This window comes from Polyangiaceae bacterium (assembly GCA_016715885.1).
Lineage (GTDB): Bacteria > Myxococcota_A > Polyangia > Polyangiales > Polyangiaceae > Polyangium.
Window position 1 is genome coordinate 18,386 of record JADJXL010000002.1, and the last position, 22,418, is coordinate 40,803.

Below are 22,418 nucleotides of genomic sequence, written 5' to 3' on the forward strand. Positions count from 1 at the left end.
TGTTCCAACCAGAACGGCGCTCTAGGCGAGGCTCTGCAGCTCTTCGTCGAGCTGTTCGAGCAGCTCTTTCGCTTTTGCAGACACCGTCTTCGGCACGGCGACTTGAACGACGATTTGCAGCGATCCGCGGCCGCGACCATCGATTCGCGGCATCCCTTGACCGCGCACGGTGATGACGTCTCCCGGTTGCGATCCCGCGGGCACATCCACCGTGACCGCACTGTCATCGGGAAGCGTCAATTCCACTTGTCCGCCGAGTGCAGCCTTCGAGAAAGGCATCACAGAGCGCGTCACCAGGTCCGATTCGTGGCGCTCGAATTGCTCGTGCTGCTCGAGATCGACATCGACATACAAGTCACCCGGCGGTCCTCCTTGACCGCCAGGCATGCCTTGACCCGGCACGCGCAGGCGCTGTCCGGCATCGATGCCCGCGGGGAAGGTGACGACGACCTTGCGCGTCTTTTCGACGGCGCCTTGGCCATTGCAGACGGTGCAGGGCGTCTTGACGACGGTGCCTTCGCCGCGGCACTCGGGGCATGTCTGGGTGAACATGACAAACCCACGTGCCGTCGACACTTGCCCTTGTCCGTCGCACGTGGGGCAGTTTTTCCGTTTGGAACCAGGTTTGGCGCCGCTGCCCGAACATTCTTCGCACGCGACGGGCGTGCGCAACGTGACCTCACGCTTGGTTCCGGTCATCGCTTCGCGAAGCGAGAGACGCTGTTCGACGCGTAGGTCTTGACCTCGCGAAGGACCGCCTCGGCGGCGTTGTCCTTGTCCGGCAAACCCGCCGCCAAACCCGCCAAAAAGCTCGGAAAAGATGTCTTGGAAGTGCGTGAAGATGTCGCCCTGACCCATGTCGGGCAAACCTTCGACGCCGGCGTGTCCGAACCTGTCGTACCGAGCGCGCTTCTGTTCGTCCGAAAGAACCTGGTACGCTTCGGTGGCTTCTTTGAAGCGCGCTTCAGCTTCCTTGTCGCCGGGATTTCTGTCCGGGTGGTTCTTGAGCGCCGCAGCGCGGTAGGCCTTCCGAAGCTCGTCTGTCGACGCTTCTTTGGAGACCCCGAGAACTTCGTAATAATCCCGTTTTTGGCTCATGATCGGTGCCGGAAAACAGCCCCGCAGAGGCCGCAAGGCGCGGAGACGATAAGCAGCTTCACGGTCCTGTCAACGACAGCCCGACAGATCAGCTCTGCGAGCGCGCAGGACCGGGAATATGTTCAGGTAATTCTCACTGACCGCGACGCTGGAAAGCGGGCGTGTCCCAGTCGGCGTCGAGGGGCGGAACGAAGGTGGAACGTTCGCGCGGCGTCGAACCCGAAGACAAGGACGCAGGAGCGGCCTGGGGCGGGGGCGTACGGCGCACGGTGTAGGCGGGCTCGTCGCGCGGCGCGGGCTCGCGCGGGGGCGTGCGTTGCGTGGGCGCTTGCGCGGGCATCGAGCGAGGGCTCGGGCTCGTCAGCGCGTTCGACAGCGGGCTCGCGAGGGGCGGGGCGGTCGAAACAGCCGTCGCATGATGCCCTCGTTGGCCCGTGGTCATCGTTGCTGCTGCAAGTTGTGCCGCATCGGCTCCAGCGAGCTCGAAACCGGTTGCGATGACCGTGACCTTGATCATGTCGCCCATCGTTTCGTCGATGGTCGCGCCGAAGATGATGTTCGCGTCTTCGTGCGCTTGCTCCTGCACGAGCGTTGCGGCCTCTTCGATTTCCTTCATGCGCATGTCGGGGCCACCAACGATGTTGATGAGCACGCCCATCGCGCCTTCGACGGAGATGTTGTCGAGCAGCGGCGACGTGATCGCCATCTCGGCAGCGAGACGCGCGCGGCCCTGCCCCTTGGCGCATCCGGTTCCCATGAGCGCGCGGCCCATGTTCTGCATGACCGTCTTCACGTCGGCGAAGTCCACGTTGACGATGCCGTTTTGCGTGATGAGGTCGCTGATGCCCTTGATCGCTTGATAGAGAACTTCGTCCGCTTTGCGGAACGCATCGACGAACGACAGCTCTTCGTCACCGAGCGTGAGGAGCTTTTGGTTCGGGATCGTAATGAGCGTGTCGACGTGCTCGGCGAGCATGGCGAGGCCCGCTTCGGCCCGACGCGAACGTTGTTTGCCCTCGAAGAAGAACGGCTTGGTCACGACACCGACGGTCAAACAGCCTTCTTCACGCGCGAGCTGCGCGATGACCGGCGCGGCTCCGGTGCCCGTGCCACCGCCCATGCCGGCCGTGACGAACACCATGTCTGCGCCTTGGATGAGCTCCTTCAGGCGTTGCACGTCTTCGAGCGCTGCTTTGCGACCCTTTTCGGGATCGGCACCTGCGCCGAGGCCTCGCGTCACGTTCGAGCCGATGTGCACCTTCATCGGTGCAATGCTCGCACTGAGGGCCTGCGCATCCGTGTTCACGACCATGAACTCGACCCCTTCGAGGCCGAAGTTGATCATGGTGTTGACTGCGTTGCCGCCCGATCCGCCGCAACCGATGACCTTGATTCGAGCGTCGTAGCCCGCATGCTCATCGGCAAACTCAATCGAAAAACTCATGAAACGCCTCCCGAGATGTTTGGTTGGCCAGTCGGGCCAAGGGAGCCTCACCCGCTCCCAGGGTGATTCCGAGGGGCGCCTCTTCCCCGCGAAACCGCTTCCACCGTTCTACCTGTTTGTCCTACGAAACCCTACTTCGACGCCTTAGAAGGCTGCACGCAGCCAATTCCAAAACCGTCCACTTCCGCGTCGCTCGACGCTCGATTCTTCCACTGCATCACGCCGTTCGACTCGCGCCGGCGCCGCCACACGCGTCGGCGTGGGACGTGAAACTTCCACTTGCTGTACGTCACGCGCGGTGCGCAGCGCATTCGCTCCGTACTGCACGAGACCCACGCCGGTCGCGTATTGCGGACCCGCGACGAGCTGCGTGATGCCACGCATGCCGACGGGTACGCCGAGACGAACGGGCATGCCGAGGATCTCTTCGGCAAACTCGCTCATCCCCTCCATCAACACGCCACCACCGGTCAGCACTGCACCGGCCGCGAGTTGATCGAGCAGGCCCGCGTCTTCGAGACGCTTGCGAACGACCGCAAAAATCTCTTCGATCCGTGGCTCGATGATGTCCGACAGCACGCGACGCGGAACCTTCCGCGGCATGTGCCCACCCACTCCGGGTACTTCGACCTCCTCGTCGTCCGCCACCATTCGTCCGAGCGCGCAACCGAAGTTGCGCTTCAGCCGCTCGGCTTCGGCCATCGGCGTTCGAAGCCCTGCGGCAAGGTCCGCGGTGACGTTGTTGCCACCTGCAGGAATGACACTGACGTGGGCGATGCCGCCGTCAGCGTACACCAGCAGATCGGTCGTGCCACCACCCATGTCGATCACGACGACGCCAATTTCCTTCTCGTCTTCCGAAACCACGGCTTCAGCACTCGCAAGCGGCTCGAGCACGACATCGGCCACGGTCAAGTTGCACCGTTCGGCGCAACGAACGACGTTCTGAACACACGACGTGGCCGCGGTGATGAGGTTGACTCGTGTGCCGAGACGAACCCCACTCATGCCGACGGGATCGCGAATGCCATCCTGATTGTCGACTGTGAACTCGCGCGGCAAAGCGTGAAGGATTTGTCGATCCGCGTCGATCGGAATGGCACGTGCTCCTTCGAGAACTCGCTCGACGTCTGCGGCCGTCACTTCGCCACCAGCGATCGCGACGACGCCGTCGGATCCTTGGCAACGAATGTGATTGCCCGCGACTCCCGCGAAAACCGTGCGGATTTCGACACCGGCCATGGTCTGCGCAGCCTCGATCGCGTCTGCAATCGCGCGCGACGTCCAGTCGATGTTCGACACGATGCCTTTGCGCAGGCCGCGACAAGGGACGTTTCCCACGCCGAGAATGGTGATCCCGTCCGCATCGACCTCGCCGACGACGGCAATCACCTTCGTCGTCCCGATATCGACGCCTACGACAATTTCGCTCGTCTCCATCCTGCTCTTCATTCCCGTGCACCCGAAGTGTTCGACCAGGGTTTCGCGTGGGTCGTGTCGAACCCACTGCGCCCTTCGTGGAGGTTTCGCGACGCTGCCACGAGCGAAGATGAAGGGCCAAATTTCGCGAACGTTCCTTTTGCGCTCATCGCATCCTCACGACGACGCGCTCGGGATGCGCCTCGTTGTCAAGAAAGATCACCGACGGTTGCGCCTTGCGCCGAGCGAGCTCCGAAAGCACGCGCGACGCTTGTTCGATCTTCTCGCGGAACCGCGATTGGCCGAGATGCAGCGCAATCGCATCCTTGCCGATCGTCATCACGATCGTCCCGTCCCGCTCGAGATGCACTTCTTGGATCGGATAACGCTTGCTGATGCCTGCGCGGTCCATGTCTTCGACCACATCGAGCGCTCGGCGAAACGCCTGCACGACGCCCGTTCGGTCAAGTGAAACCTTCTCCGGCGCGATCCCCGTGATGACCGGTAAATCGAATGGATCACCTTCGCTCACGCGCTTGAACGGATCTCCATCGCGCGTGACGAGGTACAGCTCGTCGCCGATCGTCGCAACGGCCCACGCTTCACGCTCGACCACGGTGATGTTCACCGTCGAAGGAAGCTTGCGCGTGACGATCGCTTTCTCGATCCAAGGCTCGTTCGTGATCGTCGTGCCCGCCGTTTCGAGGTCCACTTCGAAGATGTTGCGCCCAATGGCCACACCACCGAGCGACGCAATGTCCTCCGCGGACAAACGCTTGTTTCCATCGACGAGCACCGTGCGAATGCAGAATCGCGGACTCGTCGTGATGTAGCGACGAGCTCCCCACGCGACCGCGACGGATGCAGAGAGCACGACACACACGCCCAGCACGAGCGCCACGGCACGCGGCAACTTTCGCGCTCGCGAAGGAGCAGGTGGCTTCACCGTCGTCGTCGTGGCGGGCGGCGGCGGAGGTGAATCGTGTTCGATCTCCGGCGACGGATCGGGCGGAGCTGCCACGACCGAGGGCTTCGGAGCTCGCAACCGACGGTTGGGACGCAAAACATCGCTCATGTCGTGCCCTCCCGTGGCGGGGGTTGGTCTTCCGGTAACGCTTCGATATGCGCGCGCAAACGCCCGAGCATCTTGTTGACGTCGCCTGCGCCGAGCGCGATCACCACATCACCGCGACGAACCACTTGCGCAATCGCTTCGTGCAGCGTCGCCTTGTCCGGTGCGTGCGTGACGTTGTGATGACCGTGCTGGCGAATCGATTTCGCGAGCCGTTCGGACGTCACGTCGGGCAGCGGCGTTTCGCCTGCGGGGTAGATGTCCGTGAGAAACAGGATGTCCGCTTGGTTGAACGCGCGCGTGAAGTCGTCGAACAGGTCGCGCGTACGCGTGTACCGATGCGGTTGAAACGCGACGATGATGCGCCGTCCTTCCTCGGGAAACGCTTTCCGCGCAGCTTCGATCGTCGCGCGAACTTCGGCTGGATGATGGCCGTAGTCGTCGATCAACGTCACTTCGCGCGGCGTGCCGACGACGGTGAAACGTCGCGCAACCCCACCGAACGTCGCGAGCGCTTGCTTGATGACGTCGAGCGGCACTTCGAGCTCGTCGGCGACGGCGATCGTCGCCAAACAATTCAGCACGTTGTGTGCACCCGGCATGCGCACGGTAAAACCACCGAGCGCCTGGCCGCGCCGGTACGCGTTGAAGCGCGTTTCGAGGCCACGGAACTGCACGCCGCGTGCGCTGTAGTCGGCGTGCGGAGACAAACCGTACGTCACGGTGCGCCGCGAGATGCTCGGCAAAATGTCCTGCACCGCTGGATGATCCATGCAGAGCACCGCGAGCCCGTAAAAAGGCACACGCGTGGCAAACTCGACGAACGAAGCCTTCAGCGTTTCGAACGATCCGTAATGATCGAGATGCTCGGGATCGATGTTCGTCACGACCGCGATCGTCGGCGTGAGTCGCAAGAACGAGCCGTCGCTTTCGTCGGCTTCCGCAACGAGCAAATCACCTGCACCGAGGCGCGCGTTCGATCCGAGCGCCGCCATCTTGCCGCCAACGACCACCGTGGGGTCCAAGCCCGCGTGACGAAGTACCGTTGCGACGAGCGACGTCGTCGTGGTTTTTCCGTGCGAACCGGCGATCGCAACGCCGTACTTCAGCCGCATCAGCTCCGCGAGCATCTCGGCACGCGCGATGATGGGGATGCCCAAGCTTCGCGCTTCGACGAGCTCGGGATTGTCTTTCAAAACCGCGCTCGAATACACGACCACGTCGACGCCACGCACGTTCTCTTCGCGATGGCCGATGTCGATGCGCACGCCCAAAGACGCGAGACGACGCGTGGTGTCGCCTTCCTTGATGTCCGAGCCCGACACGTCGAACTCGAGCGACCGAAGAATCTCGGCCAAACCGCTCATGCCGATGCCGCCGACACCGACGAAGTGAACGTGGCGAACTCGCCCGCGAAACATCACACGGCCCTTTCTCGCGCCTGCGAAAGGCCGCGTTTTTCTCGAACGTACGCCAGCTCGAGCAAATCGGCTGCGATGCGCATCGCCGCGTCCGACGCGCCGCTGCCCGCTGCTGCACCGGCCATGGCCACGCGACGCTCCACGGACAACGCCAACTTTTCGATTTCCGAAGCCACGCGTTCGACCGTCGCATCGTCTTGCCTGAGCGCGATGGCGGCTCCTCGACGGTCGAGCGAAAGCGCGTTTTGGTACTGATGATCGTCAGCCGCGAAGGGGTAGGGGATCAGGATCGAAGGCCTTCCAACGGCGCAAAGCTCGGCCAACGTCGATGCACCCGCTCGTGCGACGACGATGTCCGCCGAGATCAGAGCCGATGCCATGTCATCGATGAACGACACGACCGTCGCCGTGTCCGCCAAACCCAACGACTCGTAAAGCGCCCGCGCTTCGACCTCGCGTTCGCGTCCCGTCTGATGAATCACGCTGAGCGTCGGCAGACGCTTCTTCACGCGGGCGAACGCGCGCGGAAGCGCGTCGTTGAGCGCCTTGGCGCCCTGGCTTCCGCCGAGCACCAGGATCGAAAGTTTGTCCTCGCGTGGTTCGTACGAAGCCGGAGTAAATGCCCGACGAAGCGGCACGCCGAAACGACGCACGGTGCTCGGCCGGAAATACCGATCGACCTCGGGAAACGCCGTGTACGCTCGCACGGCGAACGGCGAGAGCAATCGATTTGCCAAGCCCATCACGCTGTTCGGTTCGAGGATGCCAACGGCAACGCCGAGGGTTCGTGCAGCAAGACAAACCGGTCCCGACGCATACCCGCCCACGGAAAGGACCGCGGAAGGATTGAAGCGACGAACGAGCTCTCGCGCCTCGGGAAGGGCAACGGCGGCATTTTTCACGCCACGGGCAAACCCGGACAAACCACCTCCACGAAGCGGCAAAATGTCGAGCAGTTCCAGGTGCTTGCCTTGTTCGGGCACGACACGCGCCTCGAGCCCTCGAGCCGTCCCGACGTACACGATGCGACACGACGGGTCCGACGACGCGATCGCGTCGCCCACTGCGAGCATCGGAAAGACGTGGCCTCCGGTGCCACCACCCGCCAAAAAGATCGTCGTCACGAAGACGTCCCCTCCTCGGCTGCCGTTGCAACGACGGCCGATGCGCTCGGAGCCCCTTCGCTCGTCTTTGCTTGTGCGCGCACGGCAGGCGAAACCTCATTCGTACGCGGACGACTGACGCTGAGGATGACGCCGATGCCTGCGGCGTTCACGAGCAGCGACGAACCGCCGTAACTCAAAAACGGCAAGGTCAAACCCTTCGTCGGAAGAATGGCCATCGCGACAGCGAGGTTCACCAATGCTTGGACCCCAAACAATGTCGCAATGCCGAACGCGAGGAAGCTGCCGTAATCATCGGCCGCCTCGAGAGCTACCTTCACGCCTCGCGAGACGATGATCAGATAGGCACCACAGAGACCCAAAATCCCAATGAATCCAAGCTCTTCGCCGATGATCGCGCTGATGAAGTCCGTGTGCGCTTCGGGCAAATAGAGCACCTGCAGACCCTTGCCCAAACCGAGCCCGCTCCATCCACCCGAGCCGAAGCTCATGACCGACTGGAACGGCTGATACGCCAAGTCCTGCCGATGGTTGTCCATGTCGGTGAACGCGAGCCAACGCTTGAGGCGATAGTCGCTGAACATGACGAGCGCGGCGGCACCCATGCCGAGCAGCGCGGTGAATGCAGCGATGTACGGAATGCGCGCTCCCGCAACGAACAGCAGCGTAAACGTCAAGAACAAAAGCACGACGGCGCTGCCGAAGTCGGGCTGCTTCAAAAGCAGCAAAATCAGCACGCCGACCACGATCAGGTGCGGCAAAAAGCCTACGGCGAAACTCTTGATCTTCTCGGCCTTCTTCGAAAGCGAATAGGCCAGCCACAAGACGATGCCGAGCTTGGCCATCTCGGCCGGCTGAATGTGAATCGGGCCGAGAGCGATCCAACGATACGCATTGCCTGCACGGTGTCCCAAGCCCGTCACCGTCAAACCGAGAAGCAACGTGACGGTCGCGAGAATCGGATACGTGAACGGGCGAAGCTTGCGGTAGTCGAAGCGGCTTGCGAGCCACATCGTGAACATGGCGGCGAGCGCATAGATGGCCTGACGCTTCAAGAAGAACTGCGCGTCGTGATGGCGCACCGTCGCTTCGATGGCGCTGGCGCTGTAGACCATGACCACGCCAAACCCGATGAGCGCGATGACGACGGCCGCGAGCACCGAATCCACCGGCCCCGAGGGGCTCGACTTCAGCAAGTTGCCGAAGCCCACGCCCGCTGTAGGTGCGTCCGAACGAACCCCTTCCTTCACATTTCGCGGCGCAGGATGCGTCGACGGAGCAACGTGACGGTTTTTCGGAGGGGGCGCGCTGCTGTGCCGGCGGTCCCCCGAAGGACGCATGCCGTCGATGATGGCGCTGCCGTTCACGATCGTACCTCCTGCATCTCACGTACCGCCCGGACAAACGAGTCCCCGCGGTCCTTGTAATCCCGGAACATGTCGAAACTCGAACATGCGGGACTGAGCAAAACCGCATCGCCGGCTTGGGCCAAAGAACGTGCAATTCGGACCGCATCCGGCATCGAATTGGCCCGGTGCGTCGGAACGAACCCTTCGGCAGCGGCCGCAATCCGATCTGCCGCTTCCCCAATCACCACGAGCGCCCTGCCACGGTCACGAAGTGCCTCGACGAGCGGCCGGTAATCGCCGAGTTTGTCTCGACCACCGGCGATGAGCACGGCCTTGCTCTCCTCGAGACCTCGAAGCGCAGCCACCGAAGCTCCGACGTTCGTGCCTTTGGAATCGTCGTAATAACGCACGCCGCCGACTTCTCCGACGAGCACCGTGCGATGCCCGAGCCCCTCGAATCGCGCGAGCCCGCGCGTGATGCCCTCGTCCGTTGCGCCCATGGCTGCTGCTGCCGCAATGGCCGCACATGCATTCGCGATGTTGTGCGTGCCTTTGATGCGCAAGAGACTCAGCGGGTATCGCGTGCCGCGAATTCGATCGACGATCGCATCGCCATCACGCGCAACCATCGCGGAGGCGTCGACTTCGCTGAACGTCACTTGACGCGCGGGACCTCGATCGGCCTGCTGCTTGACGATCGCATCTCCAAACGGAACGACTGCCGTGTCCTCCGCCGTCATGTGCTCGAAAGGATTGCCCTTTGCATGCGCGTACGCGGCAAAGCTCGCGTACCTGTCGAGGTGATCGTCCGTGATGTTGAGCAGCACGTGTACGCGTGCGCGCAGCGTGGGCACTCGTTCAGCTTGAAAACTCGATATTTCCAGGACGAGCGCATCGAAGTCCGTGCCGACGACCTCGGACAGCGGAACACCAAAATTGCCGCCAATGAACGCGTTTTGTCCGGATGCTTCGAGCATCGCGTGAACGAGCGCCGTCGTGGTGCTCTTGCCGTTTGTCCCGCCAATCAACGCGATGGGTGCCGAGACAAACCTCGATGCAAGCTCGAGCTCGCCGATGACTTCGCCCCCCGCACGTTCCCACGCTTCGACCGTTGGAATGAGCGGTACTCCTGGTGAAACGACGACCAGATCGACGCCATCGAGCATCGAATTCGGATGACCACCGGCGACGATGCGCGCGCCATCGGCTTCGAGCGCCAAGGCTTCCGCGGACAAACGCTCGCGCGGGGCCGTATCGTTGAGGGTGACGCGAGCGCCTTTGATGAGGCACAAACGCGCGGCTGCGATGCCGCTTCGGCCAAGACCAACCACGAGGACGCTGCGATCCGTAAGCATCATCAGCGTCACCTGAGCTTCATCGACGCTAGGCTGACCAGCGCCAATAGGATGGAAATGATCCAGAAACGAACGATGATCTTGGGCTCGGGCCACCCCTTCTTTTCGTAGTGGTGGTGAATCGGAGCCATCAAGAAAACGCGCTTCTTGAAGAGCTTGTACGACGTGACTTGCGCGATGACGCTGACGGTCTCGACGAAGAACACGCCGCCGAGAAGGACGCTGAGCAGCTCGTTCTTGGTGAACACCGCGAGCATGCCCAAGCCGCCGCCGAGCGCGAGCGATCCGACGTCGCCCATGAACACTTGTGCGGGATAGGTGTTGTACCAGAGAAACCCTATTCCCGCGCCGATGACCGAGCCGCAATAGACCGCTAATTCGCCTGCGGAAGCTATCTTCGGAATGTCGAGGTAGGTTGCGAGAGAAAAACTCGCAATCGTTGCACCTGCAACGTACGACCAGATGAGGTACGTGCCGGCGTTGATCATGACCGGGCCAATGGCCAGGCCGTCGAGACCGTCGGTGAGGTTGACGGCGTTCGACCAGGCGACCACGACAAACACCGCGAAGGGTATGTAAAACCAGAGCGGCAAATCGATCGAGTGCTTCGAGAACGCTGCGAACGGCAGCGCCAATTGCGTGCGAATGTCGGCCCAATCCGCCGGAAGCTTCGACGTGAAAACAAATGTGTACGTGATGGCCGCGCCGCCAATCAAAACTTGGCCGAGCAGCTTGTAACGTCCGGGCAAACCACCCGTGTTCTTGCGCTTGATTTTGAGATAATCGTCGAGATATCCAATGACGCCGTACCCGGCGGTGACGGCCGTCGTCGCGAGCACGAATGGGTTACGCAAGTCGGCCCAGAGCGCCGTCGGAAGCAGGAGCGAAAGCAGAATGAGCGCGCCGCCCATCGTCGGCGTGCCTGCTTTGATCTTGTGCGTCTCGGGACCCTCGGTGCGAACGACCTGACCAATCTGCTTGCGCTTCAGTTCCCGGATGAACCACGGTGCCAGGACGAACGCGAGCAGCATGGCGGTGATGGTCGCCATGATGGTGCGAAACGGAATGTACCGAAGAACGTTGAGAAAACTCAGCGAATGGTAATGGAACTTGAGCGGGTAAAAGAGCTCGTAAATCAAGCTGTAGCCTCCGCATTCGCAACCCGCTCACCGAACGCGAGCGAGAGCTCGCGCACGATCTTTTCCGTTCCCACGCCGCGCGATCCTTTCACTAGGACGAGATCACCTGGACGAACGGCATCGACGACGACCGGGGCCGCCTCTGCGCTCGTCTGGAAAAACTTGTTTGGTACACCAACTTCTTCGGCACGATCCGCAATGCGCCGAGCTTCGCCGCCGATGGCGAATACGATGGTCGCGCCGCTCGAAGCTGCCGCGCGACCAACGGCGTCGTGACCACTGGTCGATTCGACACCGAGCTCGTACATCGCGCCGAGCACCAGGACGAGGCGCCGATTCGAGGCGCGAGCAAGCTCGGCAGCAGTGCGTATCGACGCAGCGGATGACGCAGGATTCGCGTTGTAACTGTCGTCGATGACGACGACGTCCCGGCCAAGAGGTCGCGGTACGAGCCGTCCCGCGCCGCCGCCCACTTCCGCCGCGGCAAACGCAGCTTCGACGAAGGTCGACGTCAAGCGCTCGCCCGCGAGGGCTTCCGCAACGCTCACGGCTGCCGCGCACGCATAGGCGCCCGCTTCGCCGATGAGCGGCGTGACAAACTCGAGCGCCTGTCCGTCGGGGCGCGCGAGCGTGATGCGCGACAGGGAAAACCCTTCAGGACGGCGGTCCACGATACGCACGTCGACGTTGTCGCGCGTCCCGTACGAAATCCGTTGCGTCGCGGACGAACCTTTTAGTACCGTACGAACTCGATCGTCGTCCCCATTCGCGATGGCGATGCCGCTCGGCAAGAGCGCGCGATACAGCGCGCCTTTCTCGTGAGCGACGCCGTCGATGGAACCGACGCCTTCGACGTGAGCTGCTGCGACGAGCGTGACGATGGCGACGTCGGGCCTGGCTATCGCCGCAAGCTGCGCGATTTCCCCCGGCTGATTCATGCCCATCTCGATGACGGCAACGTGGTGGTGTTCGTCGAGACCAAACACGACCATGGGAACACCAACCAAATTGTTCAGGTTGCCCTTCGTCGAATGCACCGCGCCCGGGTAGAGCGCTTCGAGCATGGCGGTGACGGCGACGCGGGTCGTGGTTTTGCCCGCCGAACCCGTGATCGCGACGATGATTCGTTTGCCGTCAAACGATCGCCACCGTTCGAGGTGCGTTCGGGCCAAGTCGCCTAGTGCTGTGAGCGTCGACGAGCAGCGTACGAGCGCAAGGCCCGCGGGAGCCTTGACGTCGCGTTCGACGATCGCCGCGCGCGCGCCGTTTTGGTTCGCCGTCTCGAGGTAGTCGTGGCCATCGAAACGTTCGCCCGCGAGCGCCACGAAAAGCGATCCGGGTGTGAGCGTACGGGTGTCGGTGGAAATGGACGCGACGACGTCTTCGGGAGCACAAGACCCCGGCGTAACGATCGCGCCGCCGGTGATCCTTGCAAGATCGCCCAGCGTGAACGATGCCGCATTGAGGGGGATGGGCGTGCCCATCAGGCGCCTCCTCCGCGGACCGCACGTCGCAAATTCAGCGCACGGCGAGCTTCGACGCGGTCGTCGAACGGGAGCGTGACGCTTCCGATGATCTGATACGGCTCGTGTCCCTTGCCGGCGATGAGCACGATGTCGCCCGGAGCTGCTTCGAGCACCGCGCACTCGATGGCTTTGGCGCGATCGGGCTCGACGACGACGGTAGCTTTGCGCCCGGACAAACCAGGTAGGATGGCGTCGATGATCGAAAGCGGGTCTTCGCTGCGCGGATTGTCGTTCGTGACGAATGCAACGTCGGCACCTCGTCCTACGGCTTCTCCCATGAGCGGGCGCTTCTTCGGATCGCGATCGCCCCCGCAGCCGAACACGCACAACACGCGGCGCTTGCCATACGCGCGCACGCTTTCGAGCACGCGTGCGAGCGCATCGGGCGTGTGCGCGTAATCGACGAGCACGATGACGTCGTCCTTCGTCGGGTCATCGCAGCGTTCGAGGCGACCGGCGACGAGGATCGGGTTGGAGAGCGCTTCGGCGGCCTTGCGCAGGTCGAGGTCGAGCAAGTGCGCGATGGAGACCGCTGCGAGCAAGTTCTGAACGTTATGACCACCAACGAGTGGCGACTCGATGGCGAAGGTGCCCGCGGGCGTACGCACATCGAGCGAGATGCCTGCAGGCGTGTGCTCGACGCGTGCGGGTGCAACGTCGGCTTCGCTCGAAGACGCGTTTGGCTTGGCTGAATACCTGACCAGCGTGGCCGACGTGGGGCCTGCAAATCCGCGAGGTGCAAGCCGATCGACCAGCGCTCTGCCAAACGGATCGTCGATGTTGACGGCAGCCGAACCAGGTCCGAGGTCGACGAAGAGGCGCGCTTTCGCTTCGGCGTATGCCTCCATGGTGCCGTGGTAATCGAGGTGGTCCTGCGTGAGGTTCGTGAGCGCAACCGTGCGAAATCGCACGGCTTCTACGCGCGCGGCTGCGAGGGCAATGCTCGACACTTCCATCACGAGGTGCGACGCACCGCGCGTGCGCATCGCGTGCGCAATGCGAGCGAGCTCGTCCGCTTCGGGGCTCGTGTGGGTCGCCGGCAGATCGAGGTCTGCGAAGCGATACCCAAGCGTGCCGACGAGCCGGGCTTGCCTCCACAAGCTTCGATGCACGCATGAACGAGATGCGACGTCGTCGTCTTGCCGTTCGTCCCGGTGATGCCCACGGCTTCGAGGGCAAACGTTGGATGGCCGTAGACCGCAGCGGCCGCAAACGCGAGGGCAACGGCCGCATCCTCCGTTTCGATCCATGCAACATCGTTCGACGATGCGACCCCGCGAGGCGCGATGACTGCGCTTGCTCCACGCGCGATCGCATCTGCGACGAACCGCTCGCCGTGCGTGCGCAGGCCAGGTCGTGCGACGAAGGCATGCCCGCGTTCGATGCGGCGCGAATCGTGATGAACGCCGGTGATGAAGGTGGAGGGATTGCCGGAGACGAGACGCGACCGAGGGACTTCCCGCACCAGCTCATCGACGCGCCGACCCATCCGTGACTGCTTGCACGGTGGATATACGCCGACTTCGCGCTGGAAAACGGGCTCGGCGTTCGTCATGACGAAGGCTCGAAGAAAAGCTTTACGGTTGAACCTTTGGGTAAAACCGTGCCCGTCGCGGGTTCGGTGCGAGCCAGCCGTCCGGTGCCGACGACCGTGGGCACCAAATTGTTGCAGCCGCCGCGCGAATGGCTTCGCGCAAGGGTTGTCCGGACAAATCAGGCACGCGCGTTTCGCCGTTCTTCATCGGTGCAGACGGCGTCACGACGCTGTTCGTGATGGGGGCAGCCGCTGTACGTGCTTCGCTGAGCACCTGGTACGTGCTCGTCGCGAGGTCCGTTTCTTTGGCACGTTCGGCGACATCCTTGAGCTTCATCGGAACCGTACCGCGGGGTGTGACACCCAGATACCGAAGTGCCATCTCGCCGATGCGTCGGAAGACCGGAGCCGCAACGGAACCACCGGCGTACGTGCCGCCCAGAGGTTCGTCGAGCACGACCGAGATCACGAGCCGTGGTTTGTCCGCCGGAACGAATCCGGCGAACGAGGCGACGTAGTGGGTGTCCGTATACCTGCCCGTCGCAGGGTCGACCTTCTGCGCTGTCCCTGTTTTTCCAGCGACGCGAAAGCCTGGAATTGCAGCTTCGATGCCCGTGCCCTCGCCTTCGGTGACGGCGACGAGCATCTCCGACATGAGCTTGGCAACGGCAGGATTGACGGCTTCGCGACGCACGCGCGGCTGGTTTTCCGTCAGCACCGTGCCGGCGCCGTCGGTGATGCGCTTGATGAGAATTGGCTCGAGGAGTTTGCCCCCGTTGGCAATGGCCGCCATCGCCATCGTGAGCTGTAGCGTCGTGACGCTGATGCCTTGCCCGAAGGAAGCAGCCGCCGTTTCGACTTGCACCCACGGCCTTCCGCGCGGCCTGAGCACGCCCATGGATTCACCAGGGAACGGGATGCCCGTCGTGTCGCCGAACCCGAACCGCCGAAACCCTTCGTAGAGCCTCTGTTCACCGAGGCCGAGCGCGATCTTCGCCGTACCAATGTTCGACGACAAACTCAGCACCTGCGTAACCGAAAGCCACTTCGCAGGGTGCGTGTCGTGGATGACGACGTTGTCGATAGGCATGTGCCCCTCTTCGCAATAGACGTTTGCGGTGGGGGACACGCTATGCGCTGCGAGCGCCGTGGCGAACGAGAAGACCTTGATGGTCGATCCGGGTTCGAAACGATCGACGACGCAGCGGTTGCGTCGCGCATCCGGATCGGACGAACCGTAGTCGTTCGGGTTGTACCCAGGAGCGCTGGCCATCGCGAGGATCTCGCCGCTCATCGGATCCACGACGACGACCGAACCTCCGAAAGCTTCGTACGTGCTCATCGCGGCTTCGAGCTCGCGTTCCGCGGTAAACTGAATGCCCTTGTCGATCGTGAGCACGATGTTGTGCCCAGCGAGCGCCGCTTCGTCTTCGATGCCTTCGTGGAAGATGAGGCGCCCGGACCTGTCACGTAGACCGCGGACTTCGGAGCTTTTCCCGCGTAACTCGTGATCGAGCGCCAGCTCCAAACCTTCACGACCTTCGCCGTCTGGAGAGACGAACCCGACGAGCGGCCCGGCAAGCTCGCGGTTCGGGTAAAACCGGTGACCCTCACCTTCGATGACGAGCCCACGCAGGGGATATCGTTGGCCCTTGGCACCGAGCGCTCGAACGGCTGCAACTTCGGCTTCGGATACGCGGCGCTTCAGCCAGACGAAACGACGCCGGCGGCTCACCTTTTCAATGACGTCTTCGGGCGGCAGGTTCAGCGCTTGCGCGATGCGCTCGCCGTAGTCCTTGATGCGCATCGGCAAGTAGCGCTTGTCGATGCCGCGAAGCAACTCGACCGCATCGAGCGACACGCTGGGCACCTCGACGCTCTCCGCGAGCGGCGTGGAATTACGGTCGTAAATCGTGCCGCGTTTGGGCGTGACGTGAAGACGGCGTTGACGCTGGCGCTCGGCCAAATCGTACCACTCCGAACCATCTTCGATCTGAATGCGATGCGCGCCCGAAACGATGATGCCGAGCCCGAGGCCCATCATCCCGCAAAGAATGCCCATGCGGATGCGAATCCATCGAGCGCGCTGGGGATCGAGGTTTTTCACGGCGTACCTCCATTCGCCGCACCGCTCGCCGGCGCTTCCTCGGCGCTTTCGTCCTGGATACGCACGGGGGCGCGCATGGGGATGACGCGCTCGGGCGGTGGCGGCGTCATGCCAAGCAACGTGCGCGCGACCATCTCCACCCGCTGCGGCGTCTCGTAACTCGCAGCCTCGAGCGACAGCGCGCGCTTCACTTCGCGCAGCCGCGCTTGCTCGGCACGCACGCGCCCGAGCTTGTAACCAAGGTCCACGATCCGGCCGCGCAAACCCAAATGCACGATGAACGCTGCTACGGAAGCGAGCACCGCGAGCGTCCAAAGAGCCAAGAACGGCCGCTGCTTCATGCGCTCGGACTTCATCATGCGCTTGCCTCTCCTTCGATGCGCCGCGCCGCTCGCAGCTTGGCGCTGCGTGAACGTGGGTTTGTCGCGACTTCGTCATCCGTCGGCAGAACCGGCTTCTTCGTCAGCGGCTCCCATACCCCGGGCAAACGCAGCGCGTGCTTGACGATGCGATCTTCCAGCGAGTGGAACGTGATGATCGCGACTACGCCGCCCGGACGAACGATGCGCGCAGCCGCTTCGAGAAGCGCCGTGAACTCGTCGAGCTCCGCGTTCACCGCGATGCGCAGCGCTTGAAACGTTCGCGTCGCAGGGTCCACGCCGCCCACGCGCGATGGCCCCACCGCGCGTACGACCGCGCGCCGCAAGTCGAGCGTCGTGCGCAATTCGTTTTGCGCCGCAGCCTGTTTGATGCACCGCGCGATGCGTCGTGATCGACGCTCTTCACCAAATTGATAAATGACGTTCGCCAGCTCGTCGTCATCGAGCCGTTCGATGAGCTCCAGCACGGTCTCACCCGTCGAACGATCCATGCGCATGTCGAGCGGCCCTTCGGCTCGGAACGACATCCCCGGTCGGCATCTTCGAGCTGCATCGAAGACAAACCCACGTCGGCGACCAAGCCATCGATCGTGGGAACACCAACTTTTTCCAAGTGCTCTTCGATGCCGGAAAAAGGCCCATGCGCGAACAAGACGCGATCTCCAAAACGAGCGAGCCTTTCGCGTGCAAGCTCGAGCGCACGCGTATCGCGGTCGACACCGAGCAAACGAGTGCCCGGGGCTGCGTCGAGCATCGCTTCGGCGTGCCCTCCGGCTCCGAGCGTCGCGTCGACGTAAAACCCGCCAGACCTGGGTTCGATCGCCTTCACCACTTCGTCCCGAAGCACGGTGACGTGGTGTTCTTTGGGCATCGGAGGCATTTCGATAGGACGCATAGGGACGACGTTCACCACGTTCATAGGCGGAACTGCTCCGAGATCGCGGCCTTGAAGTCGGCCAGTTGCGACTCGCTCATCTGCTGCGCTGCCTGCCACCGCTCCTTCGACCAGAGCTCGATCGTTGGGCCCATACCGGCCCACAAGACTTCTTCAGAAAGCCCGCGTGTTCTCGCAGCGCGGGCGGAACGAGAAGTCGGCCTTGTTTGTCGAGCTCGCACTCGACCGCCGCAGACACGTACCGCCGACGAAACGCGACCACGTTCGGATCGAATTGCGGCAGAGCTGCGATCTTTTCTTCGAGCGCTTCCCACGCGCGCATGGGGTGCGCGTGCAAACACGGATCGAAGAGCGCCGGCGTGATGACGAGTCGCAAAATCACCGGACGCTGCGAGCAAGTCGCGAAAGCGCGCAGGGAGACTCGTGCGCCCTTTGGCGTCGATCGAGTGCTCGAAGTGACCGCGAAACATCGTGTGCATCAGAAGGCCCGGCTAGCGACAGAAGCCTTCGAGCGCGGATCCACCGTGTCGAAGACGCTCCGCATGGGCATGGGCTTTTTTGCCACTTTCTCCCACGCGGCCCCGCCACCCTACGGATCTCAGCCAAAAGAGTCAACCTTTTGGACTTTTTGTGATGGTTGGTGGATCGTCGGGACAACCAAATTGGTTGGGCAAACCACGCAGGTGGGCTTTTCGACGGGTCCGAATGGTGGCAAGTGGGGAAGATCCAGTCTCGGATGGGCCAAAAGTGGGTGAAGGTGGAGTGGGTGGGGGTGTGTTGGTCGAGCGGGCGTTTGGGGGCGTGGGCGGGTCGAATCGATAGCCCATCCGTCCAACGTTGGGACTCGCCGCTGCTGCCGGCTCGACGTAGGCGAGAGCATGGGCAAGAGCCATGCGTGACCCCTTTTGGCGCTGCCGAGGTGCCTCGCAGGGTCTTTTTGAGCTCATCAGGGCACCGTTAGGCGCCCCAAGCGCCGCTTCGAGCATTGTTTCGGGCACCCCGGAGTGCCCCGAACGGAAGCAGACGCACGAATCCGGGCACTCGGTGGTGCCCGGCTCAGGTGCAAGGCCCATGCATCGGGCACCCATACTTCTCGGGAAAGGCCATGCGCCGTGTATTGGGCACCTAGAGGTGCCGGAGTGCCATCTTTCTATAACCCAAGTGTTCACGTCTTGTAGGGCGGAACCCGATGGGAAAGGAGCCCCACGAGTACGCTTTTCGTCTGCGTAGATCTCGAGGGTATCTCTGGCATTCCTGCGTGCATTGGGTCGACCCCGGGACCAACCGATTTGCGCAAAAATGTTTGGCGAGTGGACCGAATTCTCAGCATGGATTCGTCGCCGGAGCCTTGGACGACGTCGACCTTGAAAACACGGCCTGCGGATGTTCTATTTGAACGAACCTGAACAATGCCATTTGCAGCCGAAGTCAAATTTTCTCGTTGACCGTCCGCGCGATGCGCTTCATGTTTGTCCTGGCGCACGGTTTTTCCAGGCGCGGAATGGGAAGTCCGACGCACGTGCGTCCAGTAGAGGAGACGGCCGATGGGAGTGCACGTCATTCTGGATATCGATCCGAATCAGATCGAGCCTGGTGCGTGGGCCGCGGTGTATGACGAAACGCTGGACCTGCTTCGTGCATGGCGACCGCGTCTGCTCGGGTGGGGTAGTCGAACGATCGACGGGTGTCGCGTGCAGATGTATACGCGGTCGATTGAATTCGGGCGCGACGCGAACAAGGTGCATTGGACGGTGGTCGGGGATCAAAAAACCTTGACGACCTCCGAATCGCAATCGATGTACCGCGACATTGCGCATTACGGAAAGGCGTCGGAGCGTCGCCCGAACGATGTCGATATCCTGGTGCAAGCGGCCGATCCGAAAAATGACGATACGAGCGGCCCCGCGTGCGTATTTGGGAATAAGACGCAGGGGCATCCTTACCACTTTGCGATGCTCGCCGCGGCCATGCTGGTCGAAGAACGCTTCCCGCGGGCGGCGATGGTCTGGGGCGATATCGACAAAGGGCAAGCCGAGCGTGCTGGTCGGATGGCAAAACGGTTTCTGGGGCGCGAGCTGCGATTGCCTGTGCGCGTCGATGCACCGCGACTCATTGAGCGCTTGCGATCACATTACGACGACGATGCCTTGCCAGACGCGTTCGCCCGCGTTTTTCAAGACGAACCTGGGCTGGGCGAAGAAGCCGTGCTTCGAGCATTTCCGGGACGTTCCGGCGCGAGACAATGGGTGCGCTCGCTTATCGGGTACAAATCCCCCACGGTTCTTGGCGTCATGCGCTCGCTCATTGCATGGCTCAATGCCGACCGCGATGTCGCGGAGGCGTGCCAAGTGGCATGTTTTTCGTCCGAAGGTCCTCGATTCGAGCCCCAAGCATTCGTCAAGGCGCTCGTGGCGACGTGGGTCAGCGTCGATCCTAGCGTCCGCCGTCCCGTCGAGGCATTTCGCAAGCCATCCGAGGAAGCGCCCTCGATTGCCTATCTCATGGGGTCATTTTTCTTGGACATGGAAGCCATGGGACGAAATACTCGTGTGCATATTTCCAAGCAGCACATGGCTGAGATACTGAAAAACGTGTTTGGCGAATCCGGGCCAGCGCTTGCCAAGCTGTTCGTCGAGGAAACGGATAATTTGGAAGCGACACTTCGTCCAAGCAGCGAAAACGTGAGCGCACTTCTACGAGACGCTGAAGAGCACGGGTATGACGCGACCGAGTACCTGGTGACGTTGAAGAGCGTCAGTGTAATGGGCGAAGCACAGCGGACATGGGTTCACGCAATTGCGTATTCGGTGGAGCAGATGCTCGAGCAGATGCGGGCGGAATTGCCGGACATGGTATCCAATCCTGCGCAGATGAAGAAAGCGCTCGTCCGGGTGTTGTCCGATAGGGGGCCAGTGCTGACCGAAAAAACGTGGGACAAGCTGGCCGAAGTAAACGAACCAGACGTTTTGGCTTGGCTCTTGGCGCTCATCGGCATTCCGGCGAACAATCAGCACGCATACGACGTGAAGCGGGCGCTCTTGGAGAATGCGGGGCTGAGGCAATACGCAATGAGACTTGATCCAGAAGACATGCAGAAAATCAAGAAGATGCTCGATGAGGCGGCACACGAAAAGGATCAATGCCCGCGCAGCATGTGACCTGAGCGCATGTTATCCGATCGATGTGTCGGAGATCAAAGTTGCTGCGCACTTTCCGCATGGGCAGGAGGGCGTGAGGTGTGCTCGCTGCGTGTTTGTGTGCGGAATCACGGCTATGCGCTGTCGTAAATGTGGACCATTTTCTTGGCCCACTTCGTCACGCTGTGATCAGGTGACCCGCAGGTTCGACCTCACACCAAACCCGGACGGGGCTCCGTGGTGTCGTGGGGTCGTTTGTCCCTGAGAGGCGCATATGTCCCTGCTCGTCATCATGGTAATCGCTGTGGTCGCCGCCGCGCTCGTCGGAGCGCTCATTGTCGTCGGTATGAAAGCCGCTAAGCTCGGCGAAGAACTCGAGCAAGCTGAGCTCAAGCTCGAAGCCGTCCAGGGGGAACGGCGTGTGCTCATCGGAAAAATCGAGGCGATGCAGGAAGCCGAGCGCAAGATGATCGGCCAACTCGACAGCGCCGATCAAGAAATCGCGCACTATCGTGAACAACTCGATCTGCGCCCCGAAAGCAAGCGCAAAACGTACCGCATCCTCGCCCTGGGTATGAAAGCGACGGGCAAGACCTCTCTGACGCTGAAGTGGGCAAATCCATTGACGGATTTGACATCGATCGCCGGTACGAAGATCGAGCGCTACGAGCGAAGCGTCAGCCGTGTACAAGCGGCAAAGGATGTTACCGAGCATGTCTTCGAGGTGCATGACTGGGGCGGCGAGCATATCGTCGATGCAGTCCAGGAATTGATTACCGAAGAAGTACACGGCCTGTTGCTCGTCGTCGATCTCGGCGGAAAAGACGCAAAACAGGTGGATCGTGAACGAGTGACAGCGCAACTTCAAGAATTCCAGCCCCAGGCATTGCGGTATTTCTTCGTCCCCAAGATGATGGCTTCCTGCAAGACGGTCGTGCTGTTTATCAACAAGAGCGACCTCATTCCAGGAATGCCCGCACAAGTCGAAGAGCAAGCCAGGCACCTCTATCAACCGCTCATCGATAGTTTGGCGAAGTACGCCAATCAGATCGACGTCAAGGTATTCGTGGGATCGGCGAACTATGGCCACGCGACGCATTTCCTGTTTTCGCACTTCGTCGAGAAAATCCTCCCGAAGAATGCTTACGACAACCAGCTCCAGCAGCGCATGAAAGCGGATCTGGGAACGACAATGACGTCGACTTCGACGTCGACGACTGCGCCTTTCAGCTTCGCGGCGCCGCCGGTGCCGCCCGTTGATGCGGAACCCAGCGCGCCCTCGTTTGGACACAAGCCGCACCCGCAGAACGCATCCCGCAATCCGCTCAGCACGGTGCCACTGGTGTCAAAGTCCAATGGCACTCTGCCCGTAGCCGTCAAAGCCAACGGTATTGCCAAGCATCTTGCTTGAGTCGAGT

13 protein-coding genes and 4 pseudogenes are annotated in these 22,418 nt (G+C 62.1%); 2 read left to right on the forward strand and 15 right to left on the reverse strand.

Annotated elements, in window-relative coordinates:
* Window positions 1-21 precede the first annotated feature (21 nt).
* The 15 genes and pseudogenes from dnaJ to mraZ form a co-directional block, all read right to left on the reverse strand.
* On the reverse strand, window positions 22-1,098 hold the full coding sequence (gene dnaJ / locus IPM54_03520) for a molecular chaperone DnaJ (protein ID MBK9258887.1): 1,077 nt from the start codon (window positions 1,096-1,098) through the stop codon (window positions 22-24).
* A 133-nt stretch (window positions 1,099-1,231) separates the two neighbouring features.
* A complete protein-coding gene (gene ftsZ / locus IPM54_03525; GenBank protein MBK9258888.1) occupies window positions 1,232-2,542 on the reverse strand; it encodes a cell division protein FtsZ in 1,311 nt (436 codons plus the stop codon).
* A 144-nt stretch (window positions 2,543-2,686) separates the two neighbouring features.
* Complete coding sequence (gene ftsA / locus IPM54_03530) at window positions 2,687-3,994, reverse strand: cell division protein FtsA (GenBank protein MBK9258889.1); 1,308 nt, start codon at window positions 3,992-3,994, stop codon at window positions 2,687-2,689.
* A 133-nt stretch (window positions 3,995-4,127) separates the two neighbouring features.
* Window positions 4,128-5,036: an FtsQ-type POTRA domain-containing protein gene (locus IPM54_03535; protein ID MBK9258890.1), complete on the reverse strand. Its 909-nt coding sequence runs from the start codon at window positions 5,034-5,036 to the stop codon at window positions 4,128-4,130.
* Window positions 5,033-6,454, reverse strand: coding sequence for a UDP-N-acetylmuramate--L-alanine ligase (locus tag IPM54_03540; protein MBK9258891.1), 1,422 nt, complete (start codon window positions 6,452-6,454; stop codon window positions 5,033-5,035). The genes IPM54_03535 and IPM54_03540 overlap by 4 nt, the downstream gene beginning before the upstream one ends.
* Window positions 6,454-7,578, reverse strand: coding sequence for an undecaprenyldiphospho-muramoylpentapeptide beta-N-acetylglucosaminyltransferase (gene murG / locus IPM54_03545; protein MBK9258892.1), 1,125 nt, complete (start codon window positions 7,576-7,578; stop codon window positions 6,454-6,456). Before murG ends, IPM54_03540 begins: the two co-directional genes overlap by 1 nt.
* Window positions 7,575-8,918: a putative lipid II flippase FtsW gene (ftsW, locus tag IPM54_03550; GenBank protein ID MBK9258893.1), complete on the reverse strand. Its 1,344-nt coding sequence runs from the start codon at window positions 8,916-8,918 to the stop codon at window positions 7,575-7,577. Before ftsW ends, murG begins: the two co-directional genes overlap by 4 nt.
* Window positions 8,919-8,941: 23 nt before the next feature.
* A complete protein-coding gene (gene murD, locus IPM54_03555) occupies window positions 8,942-10,282 on the reverse strand; it encodes a UDP-N-acetylmuramoyl-L-alanine--D-glutamate ligase (GenBank protein ID MBK9258894.1) in 1,341 nt (446 codons plus the stop codon).
* Between the two features lie 8 nt (window positions 10,283-10,290).
* A complete protein-coding gene (locus IPM54_03560; GenBank protein ID MBK9258895.1) occupies window positions 10,291-11,421 on the reverse strand; it encodes a phospho-N-acetylmuramoyl-pentapeptide-transferase in 1,131 nt (376 codons plus the stop codon).
* Window positions 11,418-12,905, reverse strand: a complete 1,488-nt coding sequence (locus IPM54_03565) for a UDP-N-acetylmuramoyl-tripeptide--D-alanyl-D-alanine ligase (GenBank protein ID MBK9258896.1) — start codon at window positions 12,903-12,905, stop codon at window positions 11,418-11,420. Before IPM54_03565 ends, IPM54_03560 begins: the two co-directional genes overlap by 4 nt.
* A pseudogene (locus tag IPM54_03570) lies at window positions 12,905-14,436 on the reverse strand (UDP-N-acetylmuramoyl-L-alanyl-D-glutamate--2,6-diaminopimelate ligase). The gene IPM54_03565 and the pseudogene IPM54_03570 overlap by 1 nt, the downstream one beginning before the upstream one ends.
* A 62-nt stretch (window positions 14,437-14,498) precedes the next feature.
* Window positions 14,499-16,588, reverse strand: a pseudogene (locus IPM54_03575) (PASTA domain-containing protein).
* On the reverse strand, window positions 16,585-16,929 hold the full coding sequence (locus IPM54_03580; GenBank protein MBK9258897.1) for a cell division protein FtsL: 345 nt from the start codon (window positions 16,927-16,929) through the stop codon (window positions 16,585-16,587). Before IPM54_03580 ends, IPM54_03575 begins: the two are co-directional and overlap by 4 nt.
* A 14-nt stretch (window positions 16,930-16,943) precedes the next feature.
* Window positions 16,944-17,887: pseudogene (gene rsmH / locus IPM54_03585) on the reverse strand (16S rRNA (cytosine(1402)-N(4))-methyltransferase RsmH).
* Window positions 17,884-18,342: pseudogene (mraZ, locus tag IPM54_03590) on the reverse strand (division/cell wall cluster transcriptional repressor MraZ). The pseudogenes rsmH and mraZ overlap by 4 nt, the downstream one beginning before the upstream one ends.
* A gap of 1,065 nt (window positions 18,343-19,407) precedes the next feature.
* Between mraZ and IPM54_03595 the strand changes: the two are divergent.
* On the forward strand, window positions 19,408-21,021 hold the full coding sequence (locus tag IPM54_03595) for a hypothetical protein (protein ID MBK9258898.1): 1,614 nt from the start codon (window positions 19,408-19,410) through the stop codon (window positions 21,019-21,021).
* Between the two features lie 271 nt (window positions 21,022-21,292).
* Window positions 21,293-22,411 (forward strand): hypothetical protein, encoded by a 1,119-nt coding sequence (locus IPM54_03600; protein ID MBK9258899.1) that lies wholly within the window; start codon window positions 21,293-21,295, stop codon window positions 22,409-22,411.
* The last annotated feature ends 7 nt before the right edge of the window (window positions 22,412-22,418 follow it).